Source organism: Spirosoma horti, assembly GCF_054776595.1.
Genome location: NZ_BAAHBQ010000004.1, coordinates 131832 through 152244, shown reverse-complemented (window position 1 = coordinate 152244; position 20413 = coordinate 131832). Strand labels below are relative to the sequence as shown.

General features: G+C 51.8%; 14 protein-coding genes. 2 read left to right on the top strand and 12 right to left on the bottom strand.

What is annotated here, in order from left to right; genetic code table 11:
* Positions 1-175 precede the first annotated feature (175 nt).
* From ACYVAM_RS12170 to ACYVAM_RS12130, 9 genes are all read right to left on the bottom strand, one after another.
* Positions 176-1183 (bottom strand): Hint domain-containing protein, encoded by a 1008-nt coding sequence (locus tag ACYVAM_RS12170; RefSeq protein ID WP_461067289.1) that lies wholly within the window; start codon positions 1181-1183, stop codon positions 176-178.
* A gap of 1 nt (position 1184) precedes the next feature.
* Positions 1185-2759 carry a flavin monoamine oxidase family protein gene (locus ACYVAM_RS12165; RefSeq protein ID WP_461067287.1) on the bottom strand — a complete coding sequence of 525 codons (1575 nt, stop codon included), beginning with the start codon at positions 2757-2759 and terminating at the stop codon, positions 1185-1187.
* A 106-nt stretch (positions 2760-2865) separates the two neighbouring features.
* Positions 2866-4038 carry a pyridoxal phosphate-dependent aminotransferase gene (locus tag ACYVAM_RS12160; RefSeq protein WP_461067285.1) on the bottom strand — a complete coding sequence of 391 codons (1173 nt, stop codon included), beginning with the start codon at positions 4036-4038 and terminating at the stop codon, positions 2866-2868.
* A gap of 202 nt (positions 4039-4240) precedes the next feature.
* Positions 4241-5425 carry a glycoside hydrolase family 172 protein gene (locus ACYVAM_RS12155; protein WP_461067283.1) on the bottom strand — a complete coding sequence of 395 codons (1185 nt, stop codon included), beginning with the start codon at positions 5423-5425 and terminating at the stop codon, positions 4241-4243.
* 130 nt (positions 5426-5555) lie between these two features.
* The gene (locus ACYVAM_RS12150; RefSeq protein WP_461067281.1) at positions 5556-6014 is read right to left on the bottom strand and encodes a hypothetical protein; all 459 of its coding nucleotides are present in this window, start codon (positions 6012-6014) and stop codon (positions 5556-5558) included.
* A 155-nt stretch (positions 6015-6169) separates the two neighbouring features.
* Entirely contained in the window at positions 6170-8167 is a 1998-nt protein-coding gene (locus tag ACYVAM_RS12145) for an alpha/beta hydrolase family protein (protein ID WP_461067279.1), read from the bottom strand.
* A gap of 157 nt (positions 8168-8324) precedes the next feature.
* Positions 8325-9593 carry an aminotransferase class V-fold PLP-dependent enzyme gene (locus ACYVAM_RS12140; protein WP_461067277.1) on the bottom strand — a complete coding sequence of 423 codons (1269 nt, stop codon included), beginning with the start codon at positions 9591-9593 and terminating at the stop codon, positions 8325-8327.
* A gap of 116 nt (positions 9594-9709) precedes the next feature.
* Positions 9710-11095: a M20/M25/M40 family metallo-hydrolase gene (locus ACYVAM_RS12135; RefSeq protein WP_461067275.1), complete on the bottom strand. Its 1386-nt coding sequence runs from the start codon at positions 11093-11095 to the stop codon at positions 9710-9712.
* A gap of 125 nt (positions 11096-11220) precedes the next feature.
* Positions 11221-12519 carry a Pycsar system effector family protein gene (locus ACYVAM_RS12130; protein WP_461067273.1) on the bottom strand — a complete coding sequence of 433 codons (1299 nt, stop codon included), beginning with the start codon at positions 12517-12519 and terminating at the stop codon, positions 11221-11223.
* A 160-nt stretch (positions 12520-12679) separates the two neighbouring features.
* Here ACYVAM_RS12130 and ACYVAM_RS12125 point away from each other — a divergent pair, with 160 nt between their 5' ends.
* A complete protein-coding gene (locus tag ACYVAM_RS12125) occupies positions 12680-16339 on the top strand; it encodes a BamA/TamA family outer membrane protein (protein ID WP_461067271.1) in 3660 nt (1219 codons plus the stop codon).
* Between the two features lie 63 nt (positions 16340-16402).
* On the opposite strand, the gene ACYVAM_RS12120 is transcribed toward ACYVAM_RS12125, so the two are convergent.
* The 3 genes from ACYVAM_RS12120 to ACYVAM_RS12110 form a co-directional block, all read right to left on the bottom strand.
* Positions 16403-17710, bottom strand: coding sequence for an adenylate/guanylate cyclase domain-containing protein (locus ACYVAM_RS12120; RefSeq protein ID WP_461067269.1), 1308 nt, complete (start codon positions 17708-17710; stop codon positions 16403-16405).
* 92 nt (positions 17711-17802) lie between these two features.
* On the bottom strand, positions 17803-18339 hold the full coding sequence (locus ACYVAM_RS12115; RefSeq protein ID WP_461067267.1) for a hypothetical protein: 537 nt from the start codon (positions 18337-18339) through the stop codon (positions 17803-17805).
* Between the two features lie 101 nt (positions 18340-18440).
* Positions 18441-18782, bottom strand: coding sequence for a tRNA-binding protein (locus ACYVAM_RS12110; protein WP_461067265.1), 342 nt, complete (start codon positions 18780-18782; stop codon positions 18441-18443).
* A gap of 229 nt (positions 18783-19011) precedes the next feature.
* On the opposite strand from ACYVAM_RS12110, the gene ACYVAM_RS12105 reads away from it, so the two are divergent.
* On the top strand, positions 19012-20376 hold the full coding sequence (locus ACYVAM_RS12105; protein ID WP_461067263.1) for a PQQ-dependent sugar dehydrogenase: 1365 nt from the start codon (positions 19012-19014) through the stop codon (positions 20374-20376).
* Positions 20377-20413: the final 37 nt, after the last annotated feature.

Here is a 20413-nt window from a genome sequence, read left to right as displayed (position 1 = left end):
AGGCAATAAATTAGGGTTAAATTGATAAACTGTTTAAGGAAAGCAAGAACGGTTCGTGGGAAGACAGACACATTAACGAGACTATAACTGCACAATTAAAAAGGTCAGGCCCATCATTGATGAACCTGACCTTTTTGTGTACTGATCAGCACTAATCCTGCAGAGATTCCGGCAGTTACTTGTCCATAACCACTGTCTGATCAACCAGATAAGCGCCCGATTGTGTAGTTAAATTATATACGCTTTTCACCGAACGAACCGCTTTTTGAACTCGTACAACATTGTATGCCGTAACACCATTGGTCGTTGCGTCGTACCGATACAAAACGTCGCCCGCTTTTACGTCGCCCAATGCTTTACGACCGTCAGCGGTCAGAATCGGGTGATTGGCTGTCGCTTCGAGCAACATCGGAGCCGTTAGAGTACTGCGCGTGTCAGCAGTAACTTCGTTGACTGGAGAGAGCCATACCCCCGCCAGTTCAAAGTTACCCTGGTGTACATCCAGCCGCGTTACCGTTGTTGGCGTAAGTGTTTTTGTGTTGGCATCATAGCCCAGAACAACATCGCCTACAGCCACACCGCTGATGTTCTTTGAGGAACCATCGGCCATCGTCACGGGGGCATCGGGTGCAAAGCAGAAATTATATTCTTCTTTTTTCTTGGCACCGCCTTCGTCGGATTTAGCCCCGCCACCCGATAGCAAGCCAGCCATCTCGCGCGACAATACGAATGTTAGCGTCGACATAAGGCCGGGTTCTTTCTCGCCGACATACTTCAGGTCGTCGATGTACGCGTCCCAGGCTTTGCGATCGGCCGATGCGCCGGGAATGACGAATGGTTTTATCTCCGCTGTTTTCGTGTTCTGGTAAATAGCCAGCAGGCCAAGTTCTTTCGTGTCTTCAGCCGTGAATACCTTGTAGAGATAGATTTTACGGGTGATGCCATCGCTGTACGTGAACACATAAGCGGGACGCTCCTCGTAGCGATCCAGAATAAAACCGCCGGATTTAAAATACGTATCCTTGTCGAGGTTAGCTACCTTAATGGCTTTGATGGCCTTGAGTTGCTCAACGGTCATGCTGGCGCTGGCCGATGCCGTTTGTGCCGAAACGCGTTGACTCAAAAACTGCGTGGCGATAGCGCAGCAGCAGAAAATCAGAATGGACAGTAGGTTGTTTTTCATGTTAATTTTTTGTGTACTCGCCCACTCGGGCATGAATTGCTTCAACAGTTCGGTGGGCAGAAGTAAACGCCCCGGCCATCCAGGCGGTCAGGTACGTCGTGTGCTCGCCGGCAAAATAAATATTGCCATCGGGCTCTAGCAAGGAAGGGTAATATTTCTTCCGGGTGGCATCGTCGTAGGTAGCCCAGCCACCTCCGCTATACGGCACCCGATGCCAGGCCAGAGAAAACGAATTCTCGAACTCCGCCGGGTATTGCGGATGAATTTTGACGCCTTGGGTAAGCGCCACTTTTTCACGTTCGGCAACGGGTAACGCGCCCACGGCTTCGGCCCGGCTGTAGAAATTGTAATAACCGATCAGGACGCCTTTTTTGCCCTGGAAACCGAATGACGGATACCAGATTTGGTTGATATCCATGTTGGTGCGCGAAATGCCACCGTAAATCCAGTCGTCTTCCTCCCAGAATCGGCGCTTGAATTGCAGGCCGATTTTGCCGGTTTTGATGTAAGGTACAAAGTCGGCGGCCCGTTTGATCGTACCTGATAAGTCGGATTCCAGGTTCTTGAGCATGGGCAAAGGTAATGTACAGACGCAGAAGTCGCCCGTCAGCTCTACCGGTTTGCCGTCTTTCTGGTACACGACCCGAACCCCGTTTTCTGTTTTACGAAGTTCCGAAACGGGTGCGCTGAACACAATTTTACCGGCCAGCTTCTTTTCCAGGGCCTTTGGAATGGCATCCATGCCACCCACGGGCTGTAACAACGTGGTTTGCTGTTCGTAGATGTAATCACCGACGTTGTAGAAAACGGGTTGCATGAAGCCCGACCGGAGTAAATCGGTCAATCCGAATGGATCGGTCGTGTTACCCGGCATGGTGCCCGCCCCGGGTTCCGCTTTGGTTTTATAGCCGCGTCGGTTGGTACCTTTGTAGAGATGGGCTGTGTTCAGGTCGCCCTCGTTTTTGAGGAAATCAATTAGTTTCTCAACGTCTTCTTTCGTTAGCTGCTGGTCCAGTGCCGATTGGTCCAGTGCTTTTGCCAGCAGTTCGGCGGTATAGCCGCGCATGTCGTTGTGATACTCTTTGATGCGCAGCCGCCGGTTGGCCAGATCGCCCGTTCCGCCTTCATTGAATAGGTAGGCCGCTTCGTTGTTGCCATTGAAAATTTGCAACGGCACATCCAGTTCGCGACAGTACTGCAGGGTTAACTGATGGTGGTGCGGAATGCGGGCGGCTCCGCCGTTGAAATACAACCCTTCGCCAAACTGGCAGGTCTGATCCGTACCACCGCCCATTTCCGTTTCTTTGGTGCCGCCCCGAATCGTCCAGACGCGTCCGCCCGAGCGAGAGCGGGCTTCCAGTATGGTACAATCGTAGCCAAGTTTCCCCAGTTCGTAGGCCGTTGCCATACCGGCCAGCCCTGCGCCTAAAATGATCACTTTTCGACCTTTGCCTTCTCCCGTTTTTCCATTGGCTGGTAAACTGAGCGCCGACGCTGGAGCGGGCTGTACCATTCCCCACGCCAATAGGCTGGCATAACTGGCACTGGTCGAATTAATAAAGTCTCTTCTTGTCATAGTGTATTCATACGGTACAGCCAGGGGCTGTATCAGCCGTTATTGCGGCTAAGATGAGTAAGAAATTAGTCTGACGACAGGCACAGCCTCTTGCTGTGCCTGTCATTTAACCTACTACTTTTTTAAAGCTATCCATAAACATGGCCATCTCGTCCATCGTCCCAACGCTGACCCGGCAATAAGGCTGCCCGTTGAAGTCGCGGGTTTGGATACCAATACCATTGGCAAACATCTGGTTGCTGAACGCCGAGGTTTTCATCCGGATGGGGAAAAGGATAAAGTTAGCCGACGATGGAATGACCTCATAGCCCATGTCCGTCAGGGCTTTTGTGGTGTAGGTACGTGCTTTTGCGTTTTCGGCCCGGCAGTGGTTCTGCCAGTCAATGTCTTTGTAGCTGGCAATACCCGCCATCAATGTTGTGATGCTCACGGCAAACTCACCGTTGGTATAGGCGTGCAACGTTTTCAGCATCTCGGGTTGGGCAATGGCATAGCCTAACCGCAGACCCGCAAAGCCGTGTATCTTCGAGAAGGTACGCGCCAGGATGACGTTCATGCCTTCGCTGACCAGTTTGCCTAGTTTTGGGCGTTCGGCGGGTTCGAAAAAGTCGATATAGGCTTCGTCGATGAACACCGGTACTTTGGGGGCTACTTCACGAATGAAGGCTTCCAGTTCGGCCGTCGGAATAATGGTACCCGTCGGGTTGTTGGGGTTTACAATGTAGACCATCTTCACATCGGGCGTAATGTTCGCCTTGATGGCCGGGAGGTCAAACTTGTAGTCTTTTGTCATCGGCAGCGCCTTGATCTTAGCCCCAAACTTTTCGGCCCGCTGCAGCAGGTCGTCATACGTCATGGTGCTGGTCAGGATGGTGCCTCCGCCTTTCGCGAAATAATCGGCAGCGGCCATCAGAATATCCGACGAACCAGGCGACATCATGATGTTCGCTGGTTTTACGCCTTCATCCGTAGCCAGCAGTGTTTTTAGTTGCGCAAATTCCATCCAGGCGTAGCGGTTACCCAGGTCGGCCGCTTTCACCAGTGCTTCTTTGGCGCTGGGAGCGATGCCCAATGGGTTTTCGTTTGCCAGCAAGCGAGCCTTCAGCTTAGGCATCTTGTCAAACGGATCATCGGTAAAGGCAAACTCATTGGTGAAGCCCGAAACGAATGGCGCATTGGGGCGGCTGGCAGCGGCAGGCGTGAACCGGCTTAAACCAAGACCAGCAGTTAGGAGACCGCTGGCGCGAAGCCAGTCCCGGCGAGTTAGTTGTGATGACATATTTGTAGGATTTTGTACTTATCTAGGATTAAATAAAAGTTAATCAGAATCTAACTCCTTAGTAGATAGGGTTTTGTGAAAGTACGAATTTATGCTAATAAAAAAGCGTCTTCGGCCGGAAAACGCTTTTAAAATATTTTGCTAGTAGGCGTATAGTCAAAATTTATATAGTCATCTTTAACTATAGGCCAAATAAAAAAAGCTAATTTACTTCCAGTGCGTCTTTTGTTGGTAATTTAGGGAACGGCGCATGGGGTTCTGCCTGGTACCAGAATACGGTGCTCGATACGTCCGACATTTGGGGAAGGTAACGTCCGCCACTTCGCCAGCCCAGATCCTGAATGGTTACCCGTAAGTCTTTCTCGAACCGAATAGGGTCCATGATGTGCCAACGGTACATGCCAAAACGCTGCTGGGATTTATACGTGCCATCTGGTTTAGTGACCTGATGCAAACCGACATAGGGCGTCGAGAAAGGTATGTATTGACCACCCCGATCGAAATTGTAAGAGCCGCAGAAGTAATCTTCCGTACCCGTACCGGCAATGGTTGGGAAATCGGTGTCGCCATCCATAAAGAATTTGATTTCGCCTTCGCCCCACCAGCCATTGTTGTTGACGCCCCAGGCCAGAAATGTGCCCACATACTGACCTTTTCCTTTTATGCCTTCCAGTAACGTAATGTCCTTTTTGTACGGATTTGGGTTCGTCCGGCGGAACTGCGCGTGAAAGTAAGCCATGTCATCGGGCACATCGGTGAGCGTGTAGTCGATCTGATAATACAGGTTCATCGGGTCTTTTTCATTGATGTTTTCCATCGTTATCCGGCACCGTTTCCGGAAGGGCATTTGCCAGTAGCAGTTAAACGCACTCCCCGGATTGACACTAACCGGCAACGAATTGAGTTGTGCGTATTCGCCCCAACCCATGCCAAAAAAGTCGCCCACGGGGACTTCGATAGACGGTGTCGGTTCATCATCCCAATAAACCCGCAGAATGGAGAAACGCCAGTTGCCGGTGGGCGTCATCCAGATATGCTGAATGGCACCCGGCCCCTGCACATCGGCCAGCGTGAAGGTTTCACCAGCTTTGATGCGAATGAACGGATTCACTTTCCAGCCCCGGCCCAGATCGCGGGCGGCCTCTTTGGCGTTGGCGTGGTTGGGGCGGGTGTCGGTCAGGTCGTCCATACCGCCTTTGCCTTTTTCGCCCGTAAAATTTTCGGGGCTAATGGAGCGAGTTTTCGCGTTCGACAGCCGGGAAAGATTGCCCAAATTCATATCCAGCCCGTTGAATGCGCCTGAATTACGTTGCTGGGCGAGGAGGAAGTTGGAAAAGGCGTAAACGAGTAGGAGAATACCCGCGAGAAGTAAACGAATTGCTTGCATAAGGGTAGGGAGTTTGTTCCTTTATAAAGGGAACTAGTCTGATTTTTACCACTCTGTCCATAAAAAAAGCCGATGCGGATGCATCGGCCTAGTTTATAAATGGACTGAACGTCCATTGAAAAGGTATATTTTATTTTCGATAAATGAATTGGACTTGGCCGACCGCTGTCTGTGTATCTGATAGGGTCAGAGTATAACTTATAGGAGCAGAGGCTGCGAGTTCTTCAATGTTTTTATTTTTAGAATATGTGTACGTATCCTGGCCTCCCATATCATATTTCAAATTGAGCGTGTTATTTGAAAAGTCCCACGTGCCAGCAGCATCATTAACCAAGATACTCTTATAGTTCTCGTTAAATGTATTGTCCGTATAGACATCTATCGTTGAACGGTATGACTCGACAGCAGACAAGTCTAATGCTTTTCCATTGGCATTTACCGTAGAAGGGAACCCACTCATAAGAGCTCTGTTCAATTCCCAACGTCCAACCACAGGTGAAACCGCCACTGGATCGTTTGATTTAGAACAGGAATTCATGCCAACCAAGGCAATTAAAGAAAAACAGACAGCATACACGTAGCGCTTCATAAGCAGTTGATTTTATTGAGTCAGATTTAAAGAACGAGACTGTAAACTACGGAAAAAATAAATAGAGCAATACTACTTCTACGTAGAATATACACTTACTGATGCACGGCTACGCACAAATTAAGCCTTTTCAGGGCCAATGGTGCTCCGTTGCTTTATAATGTCTTTGGTTTCAGGTACTTGTCGAACCACTGCAAATACCGGTCAACCCGATCTTTTTGATAGCTGGGAACGGTGATGCCGTGAAACTGACCCGGATAAATAATCAACTGCGTAGGCACGCCCAGCGACCGCAATGCCTGAAACATCTGCTCACTGCCCGCCGTGGGTACGTTGAAGTCTTTCTCGCCCGCCATAAAGAGCGTTGGCGTTTTGATGCGGTCAGCTTTCAGGAAAGGATAAGATAACTTCAGCCATTTATCCGTGTTTTTCCAGGGTGCCCCCAGTTCAGTTTCGTACTGATTGGTGTACTGGTCGATGCCATACATCGACAGTTGCAGCGAGCTACCGGCTCCGCTGGCGGCTGCCTTGAAGCGGGTGTCGGTGGCAATGGTATAGTTGGTTAGAATGCCACCGTAACTCCAGCCGCCAATGCCCAGCCGGTCGGGGTCGGCAATGCCTTTCTCGACGAGGTAATCCGTTGCGCCCAGGATGTCGAGCACTTCTTTGTTGCCCCAGTCGGCGTAAATGGCTTTGGTATAATCGAGGCCCCGCCCGTTGCTGCCCCGGTAGTTGACTGCCACCACCGCATACCCGCCTGCCGACAACAGTTGCCGGGTCAGGTCGAAGGAGAATTCATCCTGCGAAACGGGGCCGCCGTGGATGTAGAAAATGGTCGGTAGTTTTTTGTTGGTGGGTGTGTTGGCAGGCCGGTACAAGACATTGGATACCTGCGCGCCATCTTTACTTTTTGACGTAAACCCTTCGACCGACGCCAGTTCGAGCGGGGCCAGAAACGCGTCATGCGTATGGGTGAGCCGACGGGTTGTTCCATTTTCTACCGCATACAGTTCGCTGGGAATGTGGGGTTCACTCATCAGCGTGAGCCAGTTACCGGCCGATACGGTTTCCAGATCGCCAAATACCCGATTGCCAGTCGCGACTTTCGTGAATTTGCCATCGGCAAGGGTATACTGACCAACATAAGTCTGGCGGTCGTCCTGCACCAATACGCCAATCGTTTGCCCGTCTTTGGCCCAGCGTGGGTTCCGCACCGGCCGATCCAGTGTTTTGGATAATAAAGTCGGCTCGCCACCGTCCCGGTTAATGACTGCCAGAACGGGCTGGTCGTACATCAGAAAATTACCCGATGCCGTTGAGCGAGTGTACGCAATTCGCTTCCCATCCGGACTCCATACCGGGTTGTTGTCCGAGCCTGCCCAGGTTGTCAGTTGCTTCGGGCTGGCACCGGATTTGGCGTCGATTACGTAAATGTCGGTGTTCTGATTCCGATCCGGGTCTTCCGTGCGATTACTCACAAACGCCAGTTGTGAGCCATCCGGCGACCAAACGGGCGAGCTTTCGTCATACAGACCAGTCGTAAGGGTATCCAGTTTTTTGGTTGTTACGTCAAAGACGTACAGGTGAACGGAGCCTTTTTCGATATAGCCTTTTACGTCGGCTTTGAAATGGTAGCGGTCAAGCACAAATGGCTTCCGGACTTTCGTTTTGGCCGAATCAGCGTAGTCGGGGTCTCGCAGCGTCATAGCGATCTTTTTGCCATCCGGCGACCATGCGTAGTCATCCAGGTCGGTTTTGAGATCGGTCAATTTCTTAGCCTCGCCACCCCGCCGGTCCATCAGCCAGATTTGCCCTTTAGTCGCACCCTGCCGGGCCGATACAAACGAGATGTATTTTCCATCCGGACTGAACCGCGCTCTCGATTCGCCGTCGGGTGTGCTGGTCAACTGAACGGACTCCTTTCCATCCCAACTCACCATCCAGATGTCTGAATTGCGTTTATCTTTTGTGCTATCGACCGTCGACAGGCCATAGGTGATCCATTTACCGTCGGGCGAAACCTGCGGATCGCTGATCGTTTGGAGCCGGTAGATATCGGATGTGTTGATGGGGCGCTTTTTTACTGGCGTCTGCGCCATACCCACAATCGTTAGAAGAGAGGAGAACGTTAGAAGTACCAATCGGTTTGTCATGGTTATCTGAGGTAATGAGTAAGGCAGTGATAGCGCGAACGTCTTCGTTCGTGCTGATTATTCTTCGGCCTCTGGCCGTTTGACGATTACTTGCTTCCGGCCAGAGGCCGGTGAATAGTCAGCACGAACGAAGACGTTCGCGCTATACGTTCTCGATTCACCCCGCCAGTTCTTTCAACGCCCGCACAAACGCGTCCAGTTCGGCAGTCGTTGTGTACAAGTGGGGTGTAACGCGGACGCCCTGCACAGGTGGCGAGTCGATGGCAACGGTGAAAATCTTGTAGTTATCGAACAGGATCTTAGCCAGTTCGGCGGGCGTTCTCCCCACTACGCCCACATTCGCGATGGCGCAGGAGCGGGCGGGTGCTTCGGGTGTATTCAGGGTTATTTTGGCGTGGTGCCGCACCTGGTCTGTCCAGTAGCGTTGCAGATAGCGAAGCCGCGCTTCTTTGCGTTCGATGCCAATGCTATTATGAAAAGCAATGGCATCCTGAATCGCCAGATCGGTGGCGACGGGGTGAGTGCCGGTATGGTTCAGCTTTCGAATATCGGTATCGGCCACGCTGCTGTCGGCAAACATCGGCCAGAGGTTCGCAATCTTATCCCGGCGTACATACAGGATGCCCGCGCCCAGGGGCGTGCCGAGCCATTTGTGTAAACTGCTGGCATAATAATCAACGTTGCCGAGGTCGCTCATCGTAAAGTTCAACTGCCCGAACGCATGGGCCCCATCGACCAAGACCTCGACGCCGTGTTGATGCGCCATGTCGGTTAACTGACGAATCGGTAAAATCTGGCCCGTAATGTTGACCATGTGACAAACCATTATCAGCCGGGTTTTGGGTGTGATGGCGTTCTCATACAGACGCACGATCTCCTCGTCGGATTGGGGGTTATTCGGGAGCGATACCACCCGATTGACAATGCCGTGTCGGCGGGCCTGGAGTTTGAACATATCCAGCATGGCCCCGTAATCCTGCTGAGCCATAACGGCCTCATCGCCCGCTTTCCAGTGCAGCCCCCCAATGACGGTGTCGAGCGATTCGGTCGTGTTTCGGGTGATGATCAATTCCTCGGGAGAACAGCCCAGTAACGTTGCCAGTTGGGTTTGGGAAACCCGCTTATCGTCGAACTGGCGCGTTCGCATGTAGTAAGACGATACCGAGTTCACCGCCTGAATGTGTTTCAGGTAGCTATTCATGACTGGCCGGGCAGCCAGGGAATAGTAGCCATTTTCGAGCTGGATAAAATCGGTCGTGACGGGATACGCTGCCCGGATCGTACCCCAGAAATCCTCCTGCTTTGCCAGACTAAGGGACGGCGTATGCACATTGCTGGCCAGTGCCTGATCCAGCCCTGCCCAGGTCGACAAAGCTGCTGTACCGACGAGAGATTTGAGAAACTGCCGCTTGGAGAGGGTGGTCATGGAAGAATGGTCTACCGGTATCGATCGGATCAAAAAAAACGTAGTTACTACAGCGGCACAGAGAACTCGGAGTCGTTTTAAAAATAGAATCTCTGTGCCGCAGCGCTTACGCTACATTAGCGCAAATTCGGCACTGGCAAAACTGGCAAACTTTCGTTACCATCTTCACTCACGGCCTGTACGGCGAAATAATAATTGTCCTTCGAATAGGGAAGGGTCATGCCCAGCTTCGTCGTGAAAAACTTCTTCTGCCAGAACGGCCAGTAAGTTTCGCGCATGAGTACATAATAGCCTTTTACCTTACCGGCTGTGGGCGCCTGCCAATATAGAACGGTTGCGTTAGTCAGGTTCCGAACGTCGACCGTTACTTTCTGGGGCACGATGGGGGCTTTCGCCAGGTTGGCCAGTGTTGCCAGATTGATTGCCGTGTTTTTGCGGAGATATTCGAAGTCCATAAACTTGGCGTAGTCACCAAATTCAGTCCCGTTTTCCGTACGTAAATCCTGGTGCTGGTGTTCGTAATTCTCGTTCATTTCGGTCAGACGGACGGCCGCAAAGCCGCGTTGTACGTAGGGTGTATGATCGCCCCCGCGCAGGTAACGGTCATTCCGATACACCATGACGACCTCCAGATTTTCGACGTACCGCTCGCCAACTTCTTTCAGGTAACGGGCCAGCGTACGGGCTTTACCATCGTTCTCGTTGCCAAACTGCCGAATCTGACCAATACGACCGGTTGTGTCTTTAAGCAGCACACCGGGAAGCCCCTCGCTAAACACCCGTAGCCGTGTGTTATCGATGATGCGGGTATCACTGCTGTTATTGCTGCCCATGATGTCGTTGTTGAGAACGGCTTCTACGTTCCATTTCTCCTTCAACGCCCGTTCGGACAAGTGTTCGGCTCCCAGCAGGCCCTGTTCTTCACCCGTCAGGGTTACGAAAATGACCGTAGCCGGAAACGAGGATTTGCTCATAACCCGACAAAGTTCAATGACAGCCGCCGTACCGGAGCCATCATCATTGGCACCCGGTGCGTCTGATTCGCGGTTCATCACATTCGTGACGCGGCTATCCATATGGCCCTGCACGATAAAAACGCGGGTATCATTGGGGTCGGTGCCTTTTAGAGTTGCCATCACATTGCCCATGTTGGCGGGCTTGTCGACACGGCGGCCATCGGGCTGGAGGGTCCAGGTGTCAAGGGTGGCCATCATACGGCCGCCCGACTGTTTGGCGTATTGGTTGAATTTGCCCAAAATCCACTGACGGGCGGCTCCAAGGCCTTTTTTGCCCACCTGCGTGGTGGCATCGGCGGGTACGCTCAGGGTGTGGCGTGTGCCAAAGCTGACAAGTCCATTGATGTGCGCGCGCAGGCTATCGGCCGAAATCTGACTGATCAGGTCTGCAATCTGCGGGTCGCGGTTAAGGATGGTTTGGGCGTTGAGTAGGGGAGAAGCGAGAACGAAGGCGAAGAAAAAAGAAAGTAACGTTTTTGGTTGCATGAGTTTGCTGATTGAACAGGCGAAGCTACTAAAAAAGCGCAAACTAGCCTAGTTTACGCTTCTGGATCGACTTCATGCCGATTAATATTTTGTCAATTGGTACTCATGCAAAATAAGATAATCAACTATTTGCTCATATAGGTGGCCACGCCAAAGGCAATGACGGATATGACCAGGCCGAACATGAAGACAGAATATGACCAGCGCAGTAGTTTATATTTTCGGCCCAGCACTTTGCCCAGAAAGTAGATGTCGCGGATCATGCTGGAATACAGAAAATCAGAATCGTCCATCATCCGGCGCATGCCCCATTCGTAATCCGATAACCCCATCTGGTGAAAATTGCCAAAAAAGAGCAGATTGGCCGTTTTGTTTTCGATGTCTTCCCGGCTTACGAAACCACTCGTTACATTGGGTCGGGTAGCCAGCACGGCCAGCACGGTAGCCACCAGGCACGTCACCACCAACATCACCGTTGGAATGGTCAGAATGGGCCATTCTTCCAGCTTTCGGGTCAGGATACTAACAATCAACGACAACACGATGGTGTTGATCGAAATCATGATGTTGGCCTTGGTATCGGCCATCGAGCTCAACTGAAAATGGTTGGATGAGGTCAGGCGGAACATGGTCTCTACTCCGCGCTCGGGCTTACGCTCTTTTTTGACGCTGTCCGCTGGTTTTGCTTCACTCAGTGGGCGTGGTGAGTCTGGCTCTTTCGTCAGCTCGTTCACCTCATCTTTCGGCTCTTTGTGGTGCTTGCCCTTGTCTTTATCCGACTTGTCTTTGTCGTGTTTCCCGTGTTTGGGCTCATCTTCGGCATCGTCGTCGCTCAACTGCTGGCGGAGCTTCTCCAAATTGGCTAGCTGACGTGGTTCTAAAACCGTTTTGCCGTAATGCGTGAAATAGTGGTGATTCTCCAGAAAATCAGCTGTCTTTTTTCGCCATTTCTTCTTGCTGATTTTTTCGAACGTATGCTTCATCTCCTGCCGGAGATCTTCACTGCGTTCCAGAAAATCGGCGGTCGACAGGTGGCCCAGATCAGCGTCGCACAGGACTTCCGCTAATCGTTTTCCCTGCGGGTTCTGCGGCATTTTAGTTGCCTGAATACAGGCTTCCACGTCCTCGATACGTTTAGGCGATAAGCCCTGTTTTTCCAGAAAGGGCCGCGCTATATGGATTCCGTTTGCTTCGTGATTGTCGCAGCCGTTTGTATACCCAATATCGTGCAACCAGGCCGCAATGAGCACGGTTTCCCGGTCGGTATCCGATAATTTTTCATGGTCGGCAATCTCATTGGCAAACGCCACTACCGCCCGTGTGTGACTCAGGTTGTGGTAGGTATAATCTACCGCAAGGTGCTTTAGCAACGATTCGGCGTAGATTTGGGTTTGTTGAAGCAGCGAGGTTTCCTGGGCGATCATGGCGTTTGCTTTTACTAACGTGTCGTAAGCTACAACCTAACGAATAAAATTCCGATTTCGTTGCCGATTAGTTTTGGATTCTTTGTTTGTAGGCTGTTGGTTATCAGCTGTTTTCCTTTTTTTAGTACGCCGGGTGCGTATAGCCATTAACGATTCATCTATGCGATTTTTTTACGTTCTCACCATCCTGATTTTCATTAATTGGCTCGGCGGCCTCAGCGTATGGGCGCAAAGCCAGACGGGCTATACCGTTTTTTTGCTTGGCGACGCCGGTGCCCCGCAGGCCAGCGGACATGATCCGGTGTTGAATACGCTGCGTGCGCAACTCCAGAAGTCGGGCCCGAACAGCTCATTGATTCTGCTGGGCGATAATATTTACCAGTATGGTATGCCCGATGCGGACAATCCCGAGCGGGCCGACGCCGAACGCCGAATTCGGGAGCAGCTCGATTTACGAACGGCTTTTGGCGGACGGCTATTTGCCATTCCGGGCAACCACGACTGGGATAAAAGTGGTCGGGAAGGGTGGCAGCGGATCAAAAACCAGCAGGCGTATGTGCAGCAATATACGGGCCGCGACGATGTGTTTTTTCCCAGCGATGGCTGCCCTGGCCCGGTCGAAATCCAACTGTCAGATTCGCTGACGCTGGTGCTCATGGATACGCAATACTGGCTTCACCCCTGGGATAAACCCGGCGAAGGATCGGATTGCGCCACGAAAAATCTGCCCGATTTCTTGGCAAAGCTGGACGATATTCTCTACCGGAATCGGCACAAACGGGTGGTTGTGGCCGGGCATCACCCCATGTACAGCCACGGGCAGCATGGTGGCCATTACACGGTCAAAGACCACCTGTTTCCATTAACGGCCATTCGAAAACCGCTCTACATTCCGTTACCCGTTATTGGCTCTATTTATCCGGTCTATCGGTCGGTGTTCGGAAGTTTGCAGGATTTGCCCAACCCGGTATACCGTGAGATGCGCAATGGCATGGTGGCCATTTTCAACAAATACCGAAATCTGATTTATACCAACGGCCACGACCATAACCTACAGCTCATTCAGCACGACAGCCTGTATTATGTCACCAGCGGCAGTGGCGCCAAGCATGAACCCGTTGGCAAGCGCAAAGAAACGCTGTTTGCCATTGAGCGGAAGGGATTTGCCCGGCTGGATTTCGGGGTTGGTGATCAGGTGACAATTTCGTTTTACGTACCGAATGAACAGAAGCCCGACGGCGAATTACTGTACCAAACCACGATACAACTCCGGCCAGCACCCGCACCCGCCAAGGTTGGCAGCGCCGAAAAACGGCCTGATAGCCTTCGTGTTGTCCCCAGTACGCTCTATGCGGCTGGCCCGGTCAAGCGATTCTGGTTCGGCACCAATTACCGCGCTGTCTGGGCTCAACCCCTAACGGTGCCCGTGTTGAATTTACAGGCCGAAGGGTTGACCCCAACTGAACGCGGGGGTGGTATGCAAACGCTCTCCCTGCGACTCACCGACCGAAATAAACATGAATTTGCGGTGCGGTCCATCGAAAAATACCCTGAAAAGGCAATCCCGACGGCCCTCCGGAGCGGCCTGGTGAACGACATTGTGCAGGATCAGATTTCGGCTTCTCATCCGTTTGCGGCTTTGGCTGTGGCACCACTGGCCCAGGCGGCCGGAGTGTACCATACGCAGCCACGCGTCGTCGTGATGCCCAACGATAGCAGCCTGCGCGACTACCAGCAAGATTTTGCCAATACGCTTATGCTCTACGAAGAGCGAGCCGACGGAAATTACAAAGGAACGGGCCTGTTTGGCAATACGACCAAACTCTACAGTACGCCCAAACTGCTCGATAAATTGCAGGATGATAACGACAATCGCGTGGACCAGCGGTCGGTCCTGCGGGCCCGAATTTTCGATATGTGGATTGGCGACTGGGATCGGCATGACGACCAGTGGCGGTGGGCGAGTTTCAAATCGGGGAAAGGACTTCGGTTCGAGCCGGTTCCGCGCGACCGTGATCAGGCTTTTTTTGTCAACGAAGGTGTTTTACCAAGCCTTGTCAGTCGGCGCTGGCTGATGCCCAAAATACAGGGCTTCGGGGATAAGATCCGGTATGTGCCGGGGTTCAACACCAACGCTCGTTTTTTCGACCGCTCGTTCCTGACCGAACCCAGCCGGGCCGATTGGCTGGCTATGGCTGATTCGCTCAAACACAAGCTGACCGATCAGGCCATCGACGACGCCATGCGTCAACTACCCGAGTCGGCCAGGAAGCTAACGGCTGAAACAATAACGGCTAAACTTCGTCAGCGCCGAGCCGATTTGTCGCGCTATGCCGATGAGCAGTACCTGTTTCTGGCTAAAGCGGTCGATGTGGTGGGCAGTGATAAAGAGGAGTTATTTGACGTGACCCGGCGGCCGGATGGCCAGACGGATGTGGTTGTATATAAATTAAATAAAGACAACAACCCTACCCAGCAGCTATACGCCCGTCGATTCAGTCCGGCCGAAACCGACGAGGTTCGCTTGTATGGATTAGGGGGCGATGACCGGTTCGTACTTCATGGAACGGCGCCCGCTGGTAGTCTGGTGCGTATCATTGGCGGAAAGGGCGATGATGTCATAACCGACAGCTCATCGGTTCGGGGTTTGTCGCGGAAAACGTGGGTATATGACCTGCGTAAAAACACCACCATTACGGGTGGTTCGGAAACGCGTAGCCGTCTGTCAGACAACAAAGCCGTCAACACCTACGATCGAATGGCGTTTCAGTACAACCTAACCATGCCCCTGCTGACCATTCAGGCGAATCCCGATGACGGTCTCTTTCTGGGGGGCGGTGTTTTGCACCGCACGCAGGGATTTCGTAAAGAATCTTTTGCGCAGCAGCACCGCCTGACGGCCAGCCACGCCTTTGCCACAGACGCCTTTACGTTTCACTACGATGGCACATATACAGACCTTTTTGGCCGCGCCGATCTGGTGCTTAATGCCGACATCAAAGCCCCGAATTTTGTGCAGAACTTCTTTGGTCTGGGCAACGAAACGGTGTTTAACAAAGCTCTGGGTGTCAATTACTACCGGGTCCGGTTTGAAAACTGGAACCTGAATGCGCTAATCCAGCACCGGGTCGGAAAGGCCGCTTTTTATTACGGTCCCGCCATAGAACGGGTTGAACTCGAAGAGAAACAGCAAAAGTTCATTCAGGACTACGCACAGAGTATTCCGAACGGGAGGCACCTGTTTGAGTCGTTCTGGTATGGCGGACTGAAAGCGGGCTTTACGGTCGATACCCGCAATAGTCCGTTGCTAACAACTCGCGGCTTACTTTGGCGAACCTCGTTGACAGCCTATAAGGGGCTGAATGCTCAGTCCAATTCATTCACGCAGCTCCAGTCCGACCTCTCGTTCTATGCCAGTATCCGTTTACCGGCCCTGGTAACGATAGCCACCCGGGTAGGCACGAGTCTGAATCTGAGCGATAACTATGAATTTTTTCAGGCCAGCACGCTCGGCGGTCTGACCAACCTGCGGGGTTTCCGACGGACGCGATTCGCGGGGGAGAATGCGTTCTATCACAACCTCGATGTACGGATGCGCCTGTTCACCATTAAAACCTATCTCTTCCCGGCTTATGCGGGCCTATTGGCGTTCAATGACGTTGGGCGCGTGTGGCTCGACGGCGAACGGTCGCAAACCTGGCATCATGGCTATGGCGGGGGCATCTGGCTGGCACCGTACAATACCGCCGTTATTTCGCTCATTTATGCCCTCTCCAAAGAGGATCGCATTCCGATGCTTCGGGTTGGGTTTTTCTTCTGAGAAGAAATTTTTAGACCTGTATTCGTGCCGTCAGGTTCTCAAACCCGACGGCACAGTTAGGTTCTAAAATAACTGATACAACTCTATCTCCTCATCGACGCCTTTGATAAACGTTGGCCCAAGTGACTGAGCGGTTTCGGGTGGATTGGGTAGGGCATTATAGACATCGCTTGAAACCAGAAACTGCGTCTTGAAAAATTTATTAAGCTGTTCGATGCGCGCTGACAGAATCACCACATTGCCTGTAACCGAATATTGCTGACGTGTTTCGGTGCCAATATTGCCCACGACCGCATCGCCGATATGGATACCGATACCGACCGTTGTAGGAATCATCAGTTCGTCGTTTACTGCTTTTCGGAGTTGTTTCAGAATGGCGAAACCAGCTTCTACCGCTACCTCGGCCGGGTTTTCGGTTTCTACCGGCGCGCCAAATGTGATCATGCATCCATCGCCCAGAAACTGGTTTACGACGCCGTGGTATTCTTCCACAATACGAATGATGATCCCGAAAAATGCATTCTGGTAATCCATTACCTCCTCGGGCGTATGGTGGCTGGCGTAATTGGTGAAATTGCGAATATCCAGAAACATGATGGCCACCCGCATGTGCCGACTCTGGTACTTGCCTTTTTGCTCCAGCACAGCCTGGGCAATTTCGGGTGATACCTGCTGGCCAAACAGCAAAACGGCCTGTTGCTCGGTTTCAGTAGCCCGAATCGTATCCCGAATGATATCCCGAATTTGGCGGGATACATAGCCGGCCGCTATACCCGCCATCATCAGTAACCCTCCTTTGGCAATGAACATCAGTGGTAAATGCACGAACATATCTATTTCCAGATAGGGCTCTGCCAGGGGCGGGCGCGTAATCAGAAAATAGAGCGCAATAAATTCGGCCCCGGCAATGATACCTGTATAGGCTGATAACCAGAAGGTAAGCCGCAGGGTCGAAAGAATAATGAAAAAAAGATACATGTACACCAGCGGGCTATTCAGGATCAGCAATGGATCATAGAGGTGCCGGGATACAATAAACAGGATGAACGAAATCGACGTGATCTCGAACGATGCATTGGCAAATTTAAAAAACGTCGGTACTTCCTTATGGCGTTGCAGTTGCTGCTTCAGCCAGCGACGAATGTTCCATTCATACGCGCTCATTCCCAAAAAATAGGGCGTAATGGTGAGCATGATCGGGCCGGGCAGGTACATCAAATTGTCGGCCTTAAGAAAAGGCTGCAAGAGCAGCAAAATCAGGGTCGTAAACAGGAAAATTGCCGATAGTACGCCTGCGCGCTGGACCTCTCGCTTGAGCCGCTCATCGGAAAAGTGTTGTTGAAAATAGGACTCAATGGGTGCTTTTTGCATTGAGCGAAACGGAAATGTCATCTCATAGAAGACCGGATGGTTCGTCTCTGTTCAACAACCAGATGTCAGGATTGATTCATCATGCACTAGTTTCAGAATCGGTAGGACAGGCCTACGCCCGCGGCCACCTGGCCGGTGAGGGGAATAGGCGCCAGCGACATACCTATTCGGGGCTGACGCAGCAGTTCGTTGTAACGGATTACCGCTTTGTTGATCTGCCCATTGCCGATGATGGAAAGGGTAAGGGAAGCGACAATGGAGCTTCCGTACACGGTCCAGTACGTGCCGCCGGTGCGACTGGTGCTGAGCACGATATAGGCCAGAGGCACCAGAGCCGTTAGGCGGCTCAGGGTCGTCAGCGTGCGGAACGTCCGGAACCGATGGTTCACGGTTGGGTCGTTTAACTCATAAAACGGGATTTCCAGCGAATAGGTTGAGGAGAGCTTCTTGCCACCATAAAAGTACAGGCTTCCCAGTGACGATGACCCGTAAGCGCGCTCAATGGGCAGCAAATGCGCCGGAATAGGGGCGTTGCGGTAGTGCGACGTATCGTCGTCTCGTTGGCGCTGGGCGTTTACGGATAAGGTGAGCACTAGAAGTATGGTAGTGAGTAGTAAACTGGTTCGCATAAGGGTAGAACGAAAAAGGGGGCAGTTGGGCACCCGAATGACGTAAAAATAATGACGCACCTGTAGAAAGTATCGCTGCGAAAGGATAAGCGGTAGTCGTATTACCCGATGCGCTGGCCATTTTCGGTGAGCCGTTCGGTCTGGAGCAGCGTTACGGTACCATCGTCAGCAACGGCTCCAAGCACCAAGCATTCACTCAGGAAGGTAGCTATTTGTTTCGGGGGAAAATTAACGACTGCCACGATCTGTTTGCCAACTAAGGTGTCGGGTTGATACAGACTGGTAATCTGGGCCGAACTGCGCTTGATACCCAACTCGCCAAAGTCAATGGTTAGTTTATAGGCTGGTTTTCGGGCCTTCGGGAAAGCCTCAACCGCGATGATGGTACCCGTCCGAATATCGACTTTGTCGAAATCAGTCCAGCTGAGGGCATTTGGTGTCATGAGCTATCAAATCGAAAGAATAATGGCTAAATGAAAAAAGAGACTTGGCCAGTAAACAGGCACGTTGACAGGCCTGTTTACTGGCAGCTGTAAAAACAAAGCCTGAACCGATAACTTCGTTCCCGTTAAAATTTACTGCAAGACTACTAATTCGGAGAGGTATTTAAAAACTTTTGCCTGTTACCTCCCGTTACCCCACTATTGTCGTAAACCAAACTCTATTTTACCTATGAAAACTACATTACTCTTGCTGACGGTAGTTGCCGCCGGGGCTATGGCTAGTCCGGCTACAGTACCACCTGCCAGGACCATTAAAGCAAATTCGGTTAAAACACATATTAGTAAAAGCGCCATTGCGCCAGACCCGGATAATGGTGGCCTCAAACTAGCCCCCGGTTTTGGGGCATTGACCTTCGCCGATAACCTTGGAAAAGCCCGGCACATAGCCGTCGACAATGTTGGAACGGTATTTGTGAAACTGGAAAAACTCAACGAGGGCAAAGGCATCGTTGAACTGGTCGATGCCAATGGTGACGGACGCGCCGACCAGACAATCAAGTTTGGCGATAATACCGGGACGGGCATGGGCATTTATAATGGCTATCTCTATGCCTCATCTGACACATCGGTTTACCGCTACAAACTGACGAATGGCAAAGTGATGGACACAACGCCCATGGAGCCGATCATTGCTGGTTTAACGCTCCAGCGCCAACACGCCAGCAAGTCATTCGCAATCTCGCCAGACGGCAAACTGTTTGTCAACTTCGGCGCTCCCTCCAACGCCTGTCAGGAGAAAGACCGGCAGAAAGGCTCGAAAGGGATGGATCCCTGCCCAATTCTAGAAGAATATGCGGGTATCTGGCAGTTCGATGCCAATAAATTAAATCAGCATAAGGCTGATGGCAAACGCTACGCTACCGGCATTCGGAATGCCGTTTCGCTGGACTGGAACACGGCGACGAATACACTCTATGCGCTTCAGCACGGTCGCGATAACTTAAATAACTGGGGTGGTATTTTCACCGATGAGTACAGCGCTGAGTTTCCTTCAGAAGAGTTTTTGATGGTGAAAGAAGGCTCCGATTTTGGCTGGCCTTATTGTTATAACAACCATGAGAAAAATCAGAAACTTCTAGCCCCGGAATACGGTGGCGATGGCACGAAAGTGGACCGTTGTGCCGGAAAAGATAAGCCCATTATGGCCTTTCCGGGCCACTGGGCGCCCAATGACCTGTTATTTTATACCGGCACTCAATTTCCGGCCAAGTATAAAAATGGTGCATTTGTTTGCTTCCACGGCTCCTGGAACCGGGCACCATTGAAGCAGGGTGGTTATTTTGTGGCTTTTATTCCGTTCGGAAACGATGGCCGGCCTTCGGGTAAATATGAAGTATTCGCCGAGAACTTCGCGGGTGTAGCAGAGCAGGGCAAGCCCGGTACCAATGTGAACGCGGGTAAACTCGATCTGGCCAGTCCCGGCGATGCCAAAGCCCGTCCGGTAGGTCTGGCGCAGGGCCCGGATGGCTCACTTTACATTTCTGATTCCGTGAAAGGAAAAGTCTGGCGGGTGATGTACACCGCAAAAAAATAGGACAAAAACAGTCTTCTGGTCTGCCAGGCGTCAAAGC